Source organism: Bartonella sp. AP57NXGY (assembly GCF_042195805.1).
Taxonomy (GTDB): domain Bacteria; phylum Pseudomonadota; class Alphaproteobacteria; order Rhizobiales; family Rhizobiaceae; genus Bartonella.
Map to the genome: position 1 here is coordinate 1 of NZ_JBHIOZ010000007.1, position 16,296 is coordinate 16,296.

Annotated in this window: 14 protein-coding genes; 12 read left to right on the forward strand and 2 right to left on the reverse strand. The window is 38.8% G+C overall.

The features are described from left to right. The first annotated feature begins 31 nt into the window (after nt 1-31). The 3 genes from ACFIL8_RS02040 (at nt 32) to ACFIL8_RS02050 (ending at nt 3,078) form a co-directional block, all read left to right on the forward strand. A complete protein-coding gene (locus ACFIL8_RS02040; protein WP_375688809.1) occupies nt 32-994 on the forward strand; it encodes an L-threonylcarbamoyladenylate synthase in 963 nt (320 codons plus the stop codon). A 2-nt stretch (nt 995-996) separates the two neighbouring features. Continuing rightward, the gene (locus ACFIL8_RS02045) at nt 997-2,406 is read left to right on the forward strand and encodes an FAD-binding oxidoreductase (RefSeq protein ID WP_375613033.1); all 1,410 of its coding nucleotides are present in this window, start codon (nt 997-999) and stop codon (nt 2,404-2,406) included. Between the two features lie 144 nt (nt 2,407-2,550). Continuing rightward, nucleotides 2,551-3,078 (forward strand): DUF6101 family protein, encoded by a 528-nt coding sequence (locus tag ACFIL8_RS02050; RefSeq protein ID WP_375613032.1) that lies wholly within the window; start codon nt 2,551-2,553, stop codon nt 3,076-3,078. A 1,083-nt stretch (nt 3,079-4,161) separates the two neighbouring features. Here ACFIL8_RS02050 and purD read toward each other — a convergent pair. Further along, on the reverse strand, nt 4,162-5,436 hold the full coding sequence (gene purD / locus ACFIL8_RS02055) for a phosphoribosylamine--glycine ligase (protein WP_375611117.1): 1,275 nt from the start codon (nt 5,434-5,436) through the stop codon (nt 4,162-4,164). 90 nt (nt 5,437-5,526) lie between these two features. Between purD and ubiA the strand changes: the two genes are divergently transcribed. Beyond that, complete coding sequence (ubiA, locus tag ACFIL8_RS02060) at nt 5,527-6,531, forward strand: 4-hydroxybenzoate octaprenyltransferase (RefSeq protein ID WP_375688811.1); 1,005 nt, start codon at nt 5,527-5,529, stop codon at nt 6,529-6,531. A gap of 237 nt (nt 6,532-6,768) precedes the next feature. Here the strand turns inward: ubiA and pdxH are convergent, their stop codons facing one another. Continuing rightward, on the reverse strand, nt 6,769-7,392 hold the full coding sequence (gene pdxH, locus ACFIL8_RS02065) for a pyridoxamine 5'-phosphate oxidase (RefSeq protein ID WP_375611119.1): 624 nt from the start codon (nt 7,390-7,392) through the stop codon (nt 6,769-6,771). Nucleotides 7,393-7,718: 326 nt separating this feature from the next. Between pdxH and ACFIL8_RS02070 the strand changes: the two genes are divergently transcribed. The 8 genes from ACFIL8_RS02070 to ACFIL8_RS02105 all read left to right on the forward strand — a co-directional run. After that, the gene (locus ACFIL8_RS02070; protein ID WP_375634213.1) at nt 7,719-8,624 is read left to right on the forward strand and encodes a DnaJ C-terminal domain-containing protein; all 906 of its coding nucleotides are present in this window, start codon (nt 7,719-7,721) and stop codon (nt 8,622-8,624) included. Between the two features lie 127 nt (nt 8,625-8,751). Further along, nucleotides 8,752-9,570 carry an enoyl-ACP reductase FabI gene (fabI, locus tag ACFIL8_RS02075; protein ID WP_273787904.1) on the forward strand — a complete coding sequence of 273 codons (819 nt, stop codon included), beginning with the start codon at nt 8,752-8,754 and terminating at the stop codon, nt 9,568-9,570. Nucleotides 9,571-9,718: 148 nt separating this feature from the next. Further along, nucleotides 9,719-10,807: a chorismate synthase gene (gene aroC / locus ACFIL8_RS02080; RefSeq protein ID WP_375634294.1), complete on the forward strand. Its 1,089-nt coding sequence runs from the start codon at nt 9,719-9,721 to the stop codon at nt 10,805-10,807. A 15-nt stretch (nt 10,808-10,822) separates the two neighbouring features. Beyond that, nucleotides 10,823-11,926: a 3,4-dihydroxy-2-butanone-4-phosphate synthase gene (gene ribB / locus ACFIL8_RS02085; protein WP_375688813.1), complete on the forward strand. Its 1,104-nt coding sequence runs from the start codon at nt 10,823-10,825 to the stop codon at nt 11,924-11,926. Between the two features lie 7 nt (nt 11,927-11,933). Next, the gene (locus tag ACFIL8_RS02090; protein WP_375611123.1) at nt 11,934-12,188 is read left to right on the forward strand and encodes an exodeoxyribonuclease VII small subunit; all 255 of its coding nucleotides are present in this window, start codon (nt 11,934-11,936) and stop codon (nt 12,186-12,188) included. Between the two features lie 241 nt (nt 12,189-12,429). Then, complete coding sequence (dxs, locus tag ACFIL8_RS02095) at nt 12,430-14,337, forward strand: 1-deoxy-D-xylulose-5-phosphate synthase (protein ID WP_375645526.1); 1,908 nt, start codon at nt 12,430-12,432, stop codon at nt 14,335-14,337. A 16-nt stretch (nt 14,338-14,353) separates the two neighbouring features. Continuing rightward, nucleotides 14,354-15,097 carry a TlyA family RNA methyltransferase gene (locus ACFIL8_RS02100; RefSeq protein ID WP_375688816.1) on the forward strand — a complete coding sequence of 248 codons (744 nt, stop codon included), beginning with the start codon at nt 14,354-14,356 and terminating at the stop codon, nt 15,095-15,097. Further along, nucleotides 15,094-16,296: class I SAM-dependent RNA methyltransferase (locus tag ACFIL8_RS02105; protein ID WP_375688818.1), on the forward strand; the 1,203-nt coding region annotated here is incomplete at its 3' end. The genes ACFIL8_RS02100 and ACFIL8_RS02105, both read left to right, overlap by 4 nt.

Sequence of the window (16,296 nt, forward strand, 5' to 3'; positions counted from 1 at the left end):
CACTAAAAGAGTGTTATAGAAATGATGTGTCATGACGATTCTACCACTCGATAGTGCTTCGATAAGAGAGGCAATAGCGCTTCTTGAACAAGGGAAGTTAGTAGCGTTACCAACGGAAACTGTTTATGGATTAGCGGGCGATGCAACCAATGGGAGGGCAATTTCTTCTATTTACTCTACAAAGGGTCGTCCACAAATTAATCCTCTTATTGCGCATGTTAGCGGCATCGAAATGGCACAACGTTATGTTAAAATTGACTTTCTTTCACGCCAATTAATAGAGGAATTTTGGCCAGGGCCTTTGACATTGGTTTTGCCTTTAAAGGAACAGCATAATATCCATCCTTTAACAACCTCTGGTTTGAATACCTTGGCCGTTCGTTTTCCAGACAGTCGTTTTGCGGAAGTGGTACAACATTTTGGCCGTCCACTTGCTGCTCCTAGTGCGAATCAATCGGGGCGTCTTAGCCCTACTTCAGCTGAGGCTGTTTTTGCATCTTTGGGGGAATCTGTTCCTTTGATATTGGACGGAGGACCTGCTAAAATAGGGCTGGAATCAACGATTATTAAAATTTGTGGTGAAAATATTTATCTTTTGCGTCCAGGGGGGCTTGCGGCTGATGAAATTGAAGAGGTTGTGGGGAAGCCTTTAAAACGGATAGATCAAAGGGCGGCGATTGAAGCTCCTGGGATGTTAAAGTCGCATTATGCTCCCAATGCTACGGTTCGTTTGAATGTAGAAAAGGTGGAAAATGGTGAAGCGCTTTTAGCATTTGGTTCAAAGCGTGTTATGGGGGCTGAAAATGCCGTTTCTATTTTAAACCTTAGCGAAGATGGAAAGTTGGAAGAGGCAGCCTCTCATTTATTTCAATATATGAAGGAATTAGATTCATTTAAAGTGAGATGTATCGCAGTAGAACCTATTCCATCATACGGATTAGGAGAGGCTATCAATGATCGTCTTATACGGGCTGCAGCTCCAAAGGAGAAATGAACATGGAGCAGGAATTAATTGAAGGGTTTAGGGAAATTGTTGGTGCTAAGCATGCTATAACGGATCAAGCTTTGATTGCACCGTATTTGCTTGAAGAGCGTGGGCTTTTTCATGGAAAAACACCTTTACTTTTACGTCCATCTTCTTGCGCAGAGGTCTCATCGATTATGCAGTTCGCGAGCAAAACGCGCACACCGATTGTGCCACAGGGTGGAAATACAGGGCTTGTGGGGGGACAACAACCAGATGAAGGAGGAGGGAGCGTTCTTTTATCCATGGAGCGATTAAATAAGATTAGAGCTATAAATCTTGAGGGAAATTTTGTTGTTGTAGAGGCTGGTGTTATTTTACAGGATTTACAGAAAAAAGTGGATGAATCAGGTCGTTTTTTCCCTCTTTCTTTGGCATCTGAAGGTTCTTGCCAAGTAGGAGGCAATCTTTCGTCGAATGCTGGAGGGACAGCTGTTTTAGCTTATGGCAATATGCGTGATCTTTGTCTTGGTTTAGAAGTTGTTTTACCGGATGGGCGTATTTTAGATGATTTGCGTTTTGTTAAAAAAGACAATAGCGGTTACGATTTAAAAGATCTTTTTATTGGTGCAGAAGGCACATTGGGAGTTATAACTGCAGCCGTTTTGAAGATGTTTCCAAAAATAAAAGGAAAAGCTGTTGCTTTGGTGGGATTATATAGTCCGGCGAAGGCTTTAGAGTTTTTATCTCTGGCTCAAGAATATGGAGGAGGGATGTTGACAGGTTTTGAGCTCATGGGAAATCTCAGTTTGCAAATGGCTTTAGATTATAAGATGTGTGAGAAGCCTCCTCTTCAGCGGAAACATGAATGGTATGTATTAATGAACATTTCATCGTTGCAAGGCAATGATGAGGCGTTATCGGTATTGAGTACTATTTTAGAAGAAGCTTTAAAGAATGCGGTGATAGAAGATGCAGTTGTTGCGCAATCTTTAAAACAGCAAGATTTTTTTTGGCAATTACGAGAAAGTATATCATCAGCACAAAAGTTAGCAGGAGGGTCCATTAAGCATGATATTGCAATCCCACTTGCTTCTATTCCTGATTTTATTGCTGAGGCAGCGCTTATTGTTGAAGATATTGCTCCAGGAGCAAGGGTGATTTGTTTTGGACACATGGGCGATGGAAATTTACATTATAATATTACACAACCTGTAGGAGCTGATACGACAGTGTTTTTGCAGTTATGGTCAACAATGAATCATCGCATTCATAGTTTAGTGGTGGACTATAGAGGTGCATTTTCTGCTGAGCATGGAATTGGTCAGCTTAAGCGCGAAGAACTTCGTTCTTTTAAATCGCCTGTCGCATTGGATATTATGCAAGGGATTAAAAAAACACTCGATCCTTTAGGGATAATGAATCCTGGAAAAGTATTATAATTCAAGAATGGTGATCATGCATTTTTGTTTAGATTTTAATAACCAAAAAAGAAACCAGTTGTTTTTTATTCAAACTTTTAATAATCCAATGAGAAAAAGCTGCTAAAGGGTGTATGTTATTTAAGATAAATTGGGATAATGTATATGGCTAATCAATGCTTTAATCAGGCAAAAGCGGTGCTTGAATTTCGGTTAGATCCGTGCCATTTGCCACAAACGACGACATATTTTTCATCCAAAACGGGTAATCAGGTTATTTGTTCGTTAAATGAGCGTGGTGTTTCTTTTAAAACGGATATGCCTTCAAGCTTATCGCATTTAATACCCCCTTATCATTTTCAAGGAATTGCAGCACGTACCGTAAAAACGCGTTCAGGAGAAAGAGCTGTTGCATTAGAATTACTTCATACCGATGAGGAAGCTTGTATACCGCTTTTGGTTTCCAGAGATTTGAATAATGTTCTTCTGGATTGGCGGTTATGGGCGGATACTTATGGCCTTCCCATGCTTATGATCAATGAAGATAATCGCATTCTGGTTGTAAAAGATCGTTCTGATTTACATCGATTTTTTGGTACAACAGCACATTCTAAACAAAAGCATTTTTTACTTCGTTATAGCAATCCGTTAGGCTTGCGTTTGGTGATTGCGAATCGAATTGCACTCCAGTAAATTAACATGCATTCATTTTTGTACGACCGTCAGCATTTATCTTGTTGTGCTGTAAAACATCGTTGTTTGGGGAGGTAACATAAGGCATGTAAACTTCACACATGAAGTGTTTTTAGAAGATATGGCGAATATTCTAAGTTTGCTTGTAGGTCTTTGTGTAAGTGCAGCATATGAGTGGGAAGCAAGAGGAACCCGCTTAATGAGAATTCAGACCTTTACAGACGGGATTTGGTGTGACTTTTGGTTCTTGAAAACAAAGAGAAAGTCAATGATTGTAAATGAGAGTTTTTTGACACCATACATTGGCAGCAGGAATCGATGATGTAGAACGCTTTTTTCAGAGAGGTAAAAACGGTTTTCATAACAATAGAAACTGTTTTTTTGCGGTATAATTTTGGGTTTTTGCCACATTATTAAAAACACCAGAAGATTACTGGAAGTGTTTTTGAATTTTTTTTATAAATCATTTCTCCATGTTGAATGAAAGCTTTGAATATTGCAGAATATTCTTATTTCATCTCTCTTTTATAATCAAAATCATTTAGATAGAAAGGGTTATCGTAATATTGAGAATTGGAAAATACAATGATGGTATAGGTTTTTATTTTTATTCCAGAAAGCTGGCAGAATGGATTTATACTATTTGCAGGTAGTGTCGTAAAATGGGAATGATAAGCATGAGAGATATTGTTTAAGAATTTGTATGTGAATAACATAACTATCTTTTTTGGGCATTTTATTTTTCGTAAAAGCGGAGTTTCACTAAAAACGCGATAAATAAAAGAAATGATAGTATATACGTTTTTCCTCAGGATTTTATAAGAAAGAAAGTGTTTATAAAAATGATGAGAAAATGCGTTTAAAGTAAAGACAACAGTAAAATGATTATTTTATATTACATCTTCAGATTCAGAAAATTTTCCTATTTTATCATGAGTAGATATCCTATTTACAATATTTGATTGTTCAAAGGAAAGCACACTTATTTTTTCAAAATTATGGCAACGTAAAACAGTGAGAAAATTTTTGTATCATGCTCTTATATAAAATAATAAAATCGTAAAAAAAGAATATTCAAAGGATTTAATTTTCTCGCGCAACGGCTCTCCATCCGATATCTCGACGAACAAAACCTTCTGGCCAATCAATAAAATCAACAGCTTCATAAGCACGTTTTTGTGCATGCGTAATCGTTTTTCCTGTTGCAGTTATATTGAGTACACGTCCACCATTTGCAATGAGTTCTCCATCACGCAACACTGTACCAGCTTGAAAAACTTTCACATCGGGAAGAGTGTTTACTTGATCAACGTTACGGATAACAGTACCTTTTTGGGGAGAGTCTGGATAACCATTAGCAGCCATAACAACGGTGAGAGCTGTTTTTTCAGACCACCGAAGAGGCTTATTTTCAAGTTTTCCTTGAGCAGCAGCAAGAAAAATTGGCAAAATATCATCTTTGAGGCGCATCATTAAAACTTGACATTCAGGATCACCGAATCGTACGTTAAATTCAATTAATTCGGGTCCTTTTTGCGTTATCATTAATCCGACGAAGAGAATACCTTTAAAGGGGGCGCCCATTTCTTTCATGCTTATTAAAGCTGGTTCAACAATTTCTTTGAGAGTACGATTCACTATTTCTTGGGTCATGATGGGCGCTGGTGAATAAGCACCCATACCACCGGTGTTTGCTCCAGTATCCCCATCACCTACACGTTTATGATCTTGAGCAGATCCAAAAGGAAGAGCAAGTTTACCATCACAAAGGCAGAAGAAGCTTGCTTCTTCACCTTCAAGAAAAGATTCTACAACAATTTTGTTTCCTGCATCTCCAAATGTACTTTTGAAGCAGGCATCAACTGCGTTAAACGCTTCTTCCATAGTTGTTGCAACCACGACACCTTTGCCAGCTGCTAAGCCATCAGCTTTAATAACAATGGGAACACCTTGTTGCTGAATGTAAGCTTTAGCTTTAGAGGCATCATTAAAGCATTGGTAACTTCCTGTAGGAATGTTATTCTTCCGACATAAATCTTTTGTAAAGGCTTTTGAACCTTCTAGTTGAGCAGCTTTTTGAGTAGGACCAAATACACAGATGTTAGCGCTATTAAGAGAGTCTGTTATACCCGCCACCAAGGGTGCTTCTGGTCCTACAATTACAAGATCAATAGAATGTGCTTTACAAAAATCAATAACAAGGGGATGGTCATCAATGTTCAAATTAATATTTTCACCAAATTCTGTTGTTGCAGGATTTCCAGGAGCACAATATAACTTTGTTAGCAGTGGTGATGCTGCTATTTTCCATGCTAAAGCATGTTCTCGTCCACCTGAGCCAATAAGAAGAATATTCATTGCTTGCTCCTCTCATAAAAGATAATTAATCTCATCCCCTTCTCATAAGAATGAAATGTCTCTATCGCAAGACCAAAGGTAAATCATTTGATGAAAAAAAATAAAAATATCGCGCATGTTCAATCCTATGATAGCCAAGGACGGGTTATGGATGCATCTTCCAAACAATGGGTCTACAGCTTCCTTCCCCGTTCTTTATGGTTTTATGCGCAATTGGCGCGTTGGGATCGGCCTATCGGTTGGCAATTGTTGATGTGGCCTTGTTTTTGGTCAACAACAATGGCTTTTTTCTCTTATAACATGCATTACGATACTCTTTTATCAATGTTTCTTCATTGGGTTTGGTATCTTTTTCTTTTTTTTCTGGGGTCTATTGCTATGCGAGGGGCAGGATGTACTTGGAATGATCTTATTGACCATAAAATTGATGCTCAGGTAGAAAGGACACGTTCTCGCCCATTGCCGACAGGTCATGTGAGTCGGTTGCAAGCAAGAGTTTTTATACTTGTGCAATGTTTAGTTGGTTTAGTTGTTTTATCACAATTTAATAGGTTTAGTTTTTTTCTAGGTATTTCGTCATTGATAGCTGTTGCATTTTATCCTTTTATGAAACGCGTAACATATTGGCCGCAGTTTTTTTTAGGCGTTGCATTTAATTGGGGGGCATTAATGGGGTGGGCTGTTGTCTTTGGAAGTTTAAGCTGGGCACCAATCTTGCTTTATGTGGGATCAATTTTGTGGACCATAGGATACGACACAATCTACGCACATCAAGATAAAGAAGATGACATTACTGTTGGTGTCCGTTCTACGGCTCTTCTTTTTGGTAAAGCAACCAAGCGTGCTTTAGTATTTTTGTATGGTGGTTTTGTGATGTTCGTTAGTCTAGCATTTTATTTAGCTGGAGTTCCTGTTCTTAGTTTTTTGGGGATTTTTGTGGCAAGTATCCATATGTTTATTCAAATTAAAGTCATTGATATAGATGATAGTTCACAATGCCTCAGGCTTTTCAAATCTAATTCGCTTATTGGTTTTGTGATTTTTTCTGGTTTAGTATGTGGGGGTATATGGATGATATTTTATCCTGCGGTCTAAAAATAAGTTAGCTAAAATCATAGTTTCTACTGAATACAGTATGTTTTTTTTAATAAGCTTGTTGCTAATCTATTTTTAAGCAATACAGTAGAAAATATCACCAATTAACCTTTACAGTGAAAATAAAATTCTTCTATTTAAATAGAATAAATCATCTTCTTTTAGAATTTTTCGAATAAAAAATATTTGTTTAATTATTGCGAAGAAAAAATCTTCATAACGATGAAGTTTGAAGGATTAGGGATAAAGTTTTTGTCTTTTCCAATCGCTGTGTTCAACACAATCCCGTGTAAAAAGCAAACGATCATGTAAACGAAATGGGCGATCGCACCAGAACTCTATAGAAAGGGGTTTAACACGAAACCCAGACCAATAAGGTGGTCGTGGAATATTGCCTAGAGCATAACGCGCAGTATATTGAGCAATTGCTTTTTCGAGCACAAAACGATTGTCTAAAGGTTGAGATTGTTTAGAGGCCCATGCACCAATTCGACTACCACGTGGTCGCGATTGGAAATAGGCATCGGCTTCCTGTTGACTTACTTTTTCAACGATTCCTCTAATTCTGACTTGACGACGGAGTGATTTCCAATGAAAACCTAAGGATGCTTTCATTGATTTTAAAATTTCTTGTCCTTTACAGCTTTCATAATTGGTATAGAAGACGAATCCTTGGGGACTGTAGTCTTTGAGGAGAACCATACGAACATTAGGGAGTCCTGTTTCGTCAACTGTTGCTAATGCCATAGCATTCGGATCATTTATTTCACTTATCGTTGCCTCTTCAAGCCACTTTGCGAAAAGTTCAAAAGGTTTTTGCATTTTCATAAAATGATCATCTGTTGGTATTTTTGTGCTCATAGTTTCTCCAAATATCAGTGAGCATGGGTGAGGCATTTTCTCATTTACTTGATCATCAAGAAGTTACAGTACTATTTTTTCTTATTTTCAAAAAGCCAATGCTATCGTGTATTTCTATGGTAGTTTAATTATTTTTTACTTTAGCATAGACTACAAGGAGCTATATTAAATAAATGTCTCATTTTATCTGGTATTTTAGTTTATTGATAGACATATAAAGAGAAAAGAAGAAATTATTCTCTAGAATAGACTAATGAAGCTATAAGGGATATTGAACAACGTATCAGTTGATATTTTGAAAACGAAGAAATTGAAAAGAGGGCAATATGCGTGATCCCTACACGATTCTGGGTGTGGCACGTACCGCAAAATCGCAAGAGATTAAATCGGCATTTAGAAGATTAGCGAAGAAATATCATCCAGACCATAATAAAGATGATACAAAGGCTAAAGAGAAATTTGCTGAAATTAATCAAGCCTATGAAATTATAGGTGATAAAGATAAAAAGGCACAATTTGACCGCGGTGAAATTGATATGGAAGGAAAACCGCTTTATCAAGCCTATGGTGCTGGTGAAAATTTTAGCAATAAACAAAATCCCTTTTCAGGAAGAGCAAAGGGATTTGATTTTTCCTCTTCAGGTGGTGCAAGTTTTGATGCGAGTGATATTTTTCGGGATCTGTTTGGAGGAGGAGGTAGCTTTTCGAATTCCACACACTATAACCGTCCCCAACAAGGAGCACATGTTCGTGCTAATCTTGCCATAACATTAGAGCAGATGGTTGGCGCAGAAAAGGTGGAGGCTGTTTTTCCAAATGGAAAAAAGTTAAAAATTAAACTTCCAGATTATATTGAAGACGGACAGACTATTCGTTTAAAAGGTCAGGGAGAAGAGGTACCTCACGGGCAAGCAGGAGATGCGTTGATAACCATTCAGATTCAAAAACATCCTCGTTTTCGGGTTGAAGGAAAAGCACTCCATCTTGATTTACCAGTTTCTCTTAAACATGCTGTTTTGGGAGCAAAAGAAGAAGTTGAGACGTTGGAGGGGCGTGTGGTTTTAACGATTCCTGCGTGGTCAAGTTCTGATCGCGTTTTACGGTTGAAAGGGAAAGGGCTTCGTTTAAAAAATGGTACAAGAGATGATCTTTATGTGCATGTTCGCATTATGTTGCCGGGAGATGAAAATGCCGCCGCACTAGAACAGTTTTTGCAAATGCAACAAGATTAATTTTAAAAATTTTATATATAAAAGCGTAGTTTTTGTTTGATTTTAAACCAATTGCTTGAAGAAAAAGTTGACCTGTGTCATAGGCAGGTGAATAATACTAATTTTAAGTAACAATGGGGCAGTGCTGATGGCTAAGGGTAATGGTTTATTGTACGGTAAGCGTGGTTTAATTTTGGGGTTGGCCAATAATCGCTCCATCGCTTGGGGAATCGCTAAAGCGGCAAGTAGCGCAGGGGCAGAGCTTGCTTTTACCTATCAGGGTGAAGCAATGAAAAAGCGTGTCGAGCCTTTGGCTGAAGAATTAAAGGGATTTGTTTGTGGACATTGTGATGTTTCTGACAGTGTCTCTATTGATACGGTCTTTAGAGAAATAGAGAAGAAATGGGGAAAACTTGATTTTTTAGTTCATGCTATTGGTTTTTCTGATAAAGATGAATTAAGTGGTCGTTATATTGATATCAGCGAATCAAATTTTATGATGACGATGAATATTTCCGTTTATTCCCTAACAGCTCTAACGAAGCGTGCAGAAAAATTGATGCCAGATGGTGGTTCAATCTTGACACTAACCTATTATGGTGCAGAAAAGGTTGTTCCCAATTATAATGTAATGGGGGTTGCCAAAGCCGCTCTTGAAGCGAGCGTGAAATATTTAGCGGTAGATTTAGGTCCCCAAAATATTCGTGTTAATGCTATATCTGCTGGACCAATTAAAACGTTAGCGGCTTCTGGTATTGGTGATTTTCGTTATATTTTAAAATGGAATGAATATAATGCTCCATTACGTCGTACGGTAACAATTGAAGAGGTTGGTGATTCTGCGCTTTATTTTCTTTCAGATTTGTCTCGTTCTGTTACCGGCGAAGTCCATCATGTCGATTCGGGTTATAATATCATAGGTATGAAAGCAGTTGATGCCCCAGACATTTCTGTCGTTAAAGAATAAAGTTTGGTTTATAAGATTTTATTAGACAGCAGTAATTTGACCAAATTTAAGGTGTCCAAGAGTATTTGGGAGAAAAGAGTTGTCTTGTGTATAGCACACAACATACGTTATCGTTGTATATATTTGACAGAGAAATGGATCTTTTTTCATGTCGCATAATACATTTGGTCATTTGTTTCGTGTAACAACATGGGGTGAAAGTCATGGTGCTGCTCTTGGTTGTGTCATTGATGGTTGTCCACCTGGAATTATTTTTACTCTTGCAGAAGTTCAAGCTTATCTTGATAAACGCAAGCCAGGACAATCAAAATATACAACGCAGCGCCGAGAACCAGATGAAGTAGAGGTCCTTTCAGGAGTTGTTGTTCAAGACGATGGAACGACATTGGTGACAACAGGTACACCAATTTCTCTGTTGATTCGAAACACAGATCAACGCTCTCAAGATTATGGAGCAATTGCTCATCAGTATCGTCCAGGACATGCGGATTATACTTATGATATTAAATATGGCATTCGTGATTTTCGAGGCGGGGGACGTGCTTCGGCACGGGAGACGGCAGCACGTGTTGCAGCAGGTGCATTTGCTCGTAAAATCGTTCCTGGTTTGATTGTACGAGGAGCAGTGATAGCAATTGGTCCTCATAATATTAATCGTGATCGTTGGGATTGGTCAGAGGTTGATAATAATCCTTTTTTTACAGCTGATGCAGAGATGGTTCACATTTTTAGTGACTATATCAGTAAACTCCGTAAAGAGGGGACATCTGTTGGTGCGGTTGTTGAGATCGTTGCAGAAAATGTTCCGGCAGGTTTAGGAGCCCCTATTTACGCAAAGCTTGATCAAGATATTGCCTCGTTACTTATGTCGATTAATGCGGTAAAAGGTGTGGAAATTGGTGATGGTTTTGCGGCAGCCCGCTTGAGGGGAGAAGAAAATGCCGATGAAATGCGAATGGGAAATGATGGAAAACCGCTTTTTTTATCCAATCATGCTGGTGGTATTTTAGGGGGAATATCGAGTGGACAGCCAATTGTTGCGCGTTTTGCTGTAAAGCCTACTTCATCAATTTTAACACCTCGTCGTTCCATTGATGTTGATGGTCATGATATAGACGTTATAACAAAGGGACGTCATGATCCATGTGTTGGGATTCGTGCCGTTCCTGTTGGTGAAGCGATGGTTGCTTGTGCTATTGCTGACCATTATCTAAGACATCGCGGTCAAGTTGGGTGATTGAAAAGGTGAACAATGGCGTATGATGAAAAAAAAATTGTTTCTGCACTTAAAGCTTTTGAACGCGGTGAAATTGTTGTGGTGACAGATGATGATGACCGTGAAAATGAGGGTGATTTAACTGTTGCTGCAGCGCATTGTACAGAAGAAAAGATGGCGTTTATTCTTCGTCACACAACAGGTATTGTGTGCACACCTATGCCAAAAAAAGAAGCAAAACGGTTTAATCTTTCTCCTATGGTACCAGATAATAACTCTGCACATGGGACGCAATTTACGGTTACTGTTGATTTTAAACACGGCATAACAACAGGAATTTCAGCGCATGACCGTACATTAGCTGTACGTAATCTTGCGAATTCAAATGCAAGTGCGGATGATTTTGTTCGTCCAGGGCATGTTTTTCCTTTAATTGCGCATGAAGGGGGAGTGCTCATGCGTTCAGGTCACACGGAGGCTGCTGTTGATTTATGTAAATTAGCTAATTTGCCGCCGGTTGGTGTTATCGGTGAGTTAGTTAATGATGATGGAAGCGTTAAACATGGCGATCAGATTATGAAATTTGCGCAAGAACATCGGTTGCATATTATAACGGTTGCAGATTTAATTGCTTACCGCCAACGTAAGGAAATATTGATCAAGCATGTTGGAGAAATGCCTATTGAAACATTCGTAGGTCCCGCTATTGTTCAAAGTTATCAACTCCCTTGGGAAGTCGTTCAGCATATTGCAATTGTTTTTGGTGATGTCCGTGAGGGTGAGAATATTCCTGTGCATTTACATCATGAAAACATTATAAGTGACGTTTTTTGTCAAACTTCAGATATTATGGTGATGATGCGGCGTATGATGGAAAAAGAAAAGCGTGGCGTATTTATTTATTTGCGTGAAGGATCTGTTATACAATCAACGGTTGGTATTCAAAACATGACAAGAAACAGTTCAGAAAACCATGTGCAGGCGATTGAACGCGAAGAAGAATGGCGCAAAATTGGTTTAGGATCACAAATTTTAAAATATTTAGGGATAGGCTCTGTTATTGTTTATGCTTCTAAAGAGCATCATTATGTAGGTTTGGAAGGTTTTGGAGTTCGTATATCCAGAACAGATATTTTTTGAGGTTCATATGAAAAAAGAGATACAAGAGGGGGATATTACGACCTTAAGCTTTGAGCAAGCGCTTAAGCAACTTGAAGTTATTGTCGAAAATTTGGAACGTGGCGATGTGCCTTTGGAACAATCCATTGATATTTATGAACGCGGTGAAGCGCTTAAAAAGCATTGTGAAAAACTCTTAAGAGTTGCTGAAGCTAAAGTTGAAAAAATCCAGCTTTCAGAAGAAGGTTTTCCAGAAGGAGTGGAACCACTTGATGCTAAATAATTTAAATCTTTTTGGATATTTATTGTGGGACTTAAGAGAAGCAATAACCTTAGTTTATAAACAGAAAGTTTTATTGATTTCTTTTTTATAAAATAAGTTAAAAATGAGGAAATTATAGCTCATCTCAAATAGAAAAGAGCATTTTTCAGTAAAAAAGATGCAAAACTGTAAATAAAAGAGTAGAGAAGATATATTTTTATCATTGTGTTTTCTTGAGTTAAGATAATAGAAAGGATTTTTTTTGTCTCAGGTCTTAACACCATTGCTTGACCGTGTTTGTTTTCCGCAAGATTTGCGGGCATTACCTGAGTCTGATTTGGTACAGTTGGCTGATGAGTTGCGGACCGCAACAATTGATGCGGTTTCTGTAACAGGTGGTCATCTTGGGGCGGGACTTGGTGTTGTTGAGCTCACTGTTGCATTACATTATATTTTTGATACACCAGAGGATAGGATTATTTGGGATGTTGGTCATCAAACCTATCCACACAAGATTTTAACGGGGCGTAGAGAAAAAATTCGCACATTACGTCAAGAGGGCGGATTATCTGGTTTTACAAAACGTTCAGAAAGTGTGTATGATCCATTTGGGGCGGGGCATTCGTCTACTTCTATTTCAGCGGGGCTTGGTATGGCAGTGGCAAGTGCTTTGAAAGCAGAGACAAGACGCAATATCATAACTGTCATTGGTGATGGTGCAATGTCTGCGGGCATGGCTTATGAAGCAATGAACAACGCTGGTGCTTTGAATGCACGCTTGATTGTTGTTCTTAATGATAACGATATGTCTATAGCACCACCTACAGGTGCTATGAGTGCACATCTTGCACGATTAGTGTCTCGTCCTTCTTATCGTCATTTGCGTGAACGCGTAAAGATGTTGAGCGAAAAATTGCCAAAGTTTTTTTTGGATAAAGCTCGTCGTTCAGAGGAATTTGCGCGTGGCCTTTTGGTTGGGGGAACTTTATTTGATGAGCTTGGCTTTTATTATGTTGGCCCCATAGATGGGCACAATTTGGGGCATTTATTGCCTGTTTTTAAAAATGTTCGTGAATATCCTAATGGTCCTGTTTTGGTGCATGTTGTAACCCATAAGGGAAAGGGATATCCACCTGCAGAGGCCTCGTCTGATAAATATCATGGTGTTAATCGTTTTGATGTCACGACAGGAAAACAGGTAAAAGCATCAAGTAATATTCTACCCTATACCAAGGTATTTTCTAAAGCTTTAATAGAAGAAGCTCGCCATGATGATAAGATTGTTGGCATAACAGCAGCGATGCCAACAGGGACAGGCCTTGATTCTTTTGCGAAAAAATTTCCTGAAAAAATGTTTGATGTTGGTATCGCTGAGCAACATGCCGTAACTTTTGCGGCAGGACTTGCTTGTGAAGGGTATAAGCCTTTTGTTGCAATTTATTCTACTTTTTTACAGCGTGCTTATGATCAAATTATTCATGATGTATCAATTCAAAAATTACCGGTACGTTTTGCTATTGACCGAGCAGGTTTTGTGGGGGCAGATGGTGCAACACATGCTGGAAGTTTTGATATTGTTTTTTTGGCCACTCTTCCTGAGTTTGTTGTTATGGCACCTTCTGATGAGCTTGAACTGATGCATATGGTGCGTACAGCTGCAGCTTATGATCAGGGACCAATTTCTTTTCGTTATCCGCGTGGTGAGGGGATTGGTATAGATTTACCGCAACGTGGTGAGTTATTAGAAATTGGAAAAGGGCGCGTTCTGCGTGAAGGAAATAGAATCGCTTTGGTTTGTTTTGGAACGCGGATGTCAGAAGTGTTGCAAGCTGCTGATGCGTTGGAGGCTGAAGAATTGTCTACAACGGTTGCAGATGCACGGTTTGCAAAACCTTTAGATAAAGATTTGATGCGTCGTTTGGCACGTGAGCATGAGGTATTGGTGACAATTGAAGAAGGGGCAATCGGTGGATTTGGAGCGCACATATTACAATTTTTAGCGCAAGAAGGGCTCTTAGAGCATGGTTTGAAAGTTCGTACACTAAAATTTCCTGATGAATATTTGAATCATGGTTCACCAGAAAAAGTTCTTTCACGTGTCGGACTTGACGCTATGGGTATTTTAAACACGGTTTTTGCTGTTTTGGGACGCGAGATTCGAACAGGATAGAAAATTCGAGTATGAGATGGCTTCCAGAAAAAGACTCGATATTTTTTTAGTTGAAAAAAACTTTTTTACGACACGTTCACGCGCACGTGATGCAATTATGCGCCAAACTGTTAAAGTTAACGGAGAAATCGTTTTTAAAGCTGGGCAAATCGTTTTTGATGATGCAGAGATTACCGTTTGTGATCCAGCGCAGAATTATGTTTCTCGGGCAGCGTTAAAATTGATTGCTGCACTTGATGCATTTCCAATTGTAACGGACAAAGTGACAGCCATTGATGTTGGTGCATCAACAGGTGGTTTTACGCAAGTTCTCTTAGAGCGTGGAGCAGATCATGTCATTGCCGTTGATGTTGGGCATCATCAATTTGATAAACGTTTATTGGGCAACAGTGCTATAACGTTATTAGAAGGCTTGAATGTCAGAGATTTTAAACAGGAACATTTAGGTGGGCGAGAAATTGATCTTATCGTTTCAGATGTTAGCTTTATTTCGCTCAAACTTGCGTTGCCTCCCGTGTTGTCTTTAGCCAAGAAGGGTGCCCAAGCTGTTTTACTGGTAAAGCCTCAGTTTGAGGTTGGTCGTAAACACTTTAGTAAGGGAGGAATATTAAGTCCATCAAGTGCTAAAGAAACTGCTGAGGCGCTTTTTGTTTGGTTAGATACACAAACAGGGTGGAGTGCAAAAGGTTTAATTTCTTCCTCTATTACAGGTGGTGATGGCAACGTGGAATATTTACTATTCGGAGAAAAACAAGAGTGAATGACAATGTCATAATCGATCATATCGGAGCAAATGGTTATGGTATTGCTAAGACGTCTCACGGCTTCGTTTCTGTTCCTTTTACTTTACCAGGAGAGTGTGCTGAAATTACTGTTCATGGAAAATATGCAACATATATAACATTAAAAGAAAAATCATCAGAACGCATTGATACTCTTTGTCAGCATTTTGGAGAATGTGGAGGGTGTACTCTTCAGCATTGGCATATGGATGCTTATCGCGTATGGAAACAACAATTGGTTGTTGAGGCGCTTAAAAAGTATGGACTTAATAATGTTGTTGCGCCTTTAATAGAATGTAAACCTTATAGCCGACGGCGGATTACTCTAACAGCATCCATGACCCCACAGGGGCAAAAAGTTGGTTTTAACCGTTATCTCTCTCATGAGATTGTAGCTCTTGAGGAATGCCCAGTAAGCCGTCCAGAGCTTATTTCTCAGTTGCATAATATCAGAGAGCTCTGTGCTTTTCTAAAGAGCTCTGCCAAACGGTTTCATGTTACGATAACATGTGTTGAAAATGGTTTAGATGTTGCTTTAAGCGGTTGCATTATACACTATGAATCACTTCGTCAGAGAATGATCAGTGCTGCTCTTTCATATGGGATTATACGTTTATCTGTTGACGGTGAAATTTTGGTTGAACGAGAAAAACCAGAGATTTACTTTGGAGATGTCCGTGTTGAATTTCCTTCTGGTGGTTTTCTGCAAGCAACTTGTGAAGCTGAAAATATAATGGGCAATATTATTTTGACTCATTTAAAAAAAGCAAAGAATGCTGTTGATTTGTTTTCAGGGGCAGGAACATTTACCTTGCGTATGGCAAAAAAGATGAATGTTCATGCAGTGGAAAATAATGAAGATGCATTAAGAAATCTAAATACAGCAGCACGTTTTGCGACTGGTTTAAAAACGGTCACTTGTGAAAAACGTGATCTTTTCCGACAACCCCTTTCTGTAAAGGAACTTGAATGTTTTGAGAGTGTTGTTTTTGATCCTCCCCGTGCTGGTGCAGAGCAACAAGTACGTGAATTAGCGAAGACAACAGTATCACGTGTTGTGGCAATTTCTTGTAATCCTACTACATTTGCTCGTGATTTATCTCTTCTTGTTGCAGGGGGGTATACAGTAGAAAAAATCATACCGATTGATCAATTTTTATGGTCACCACATGTCGAA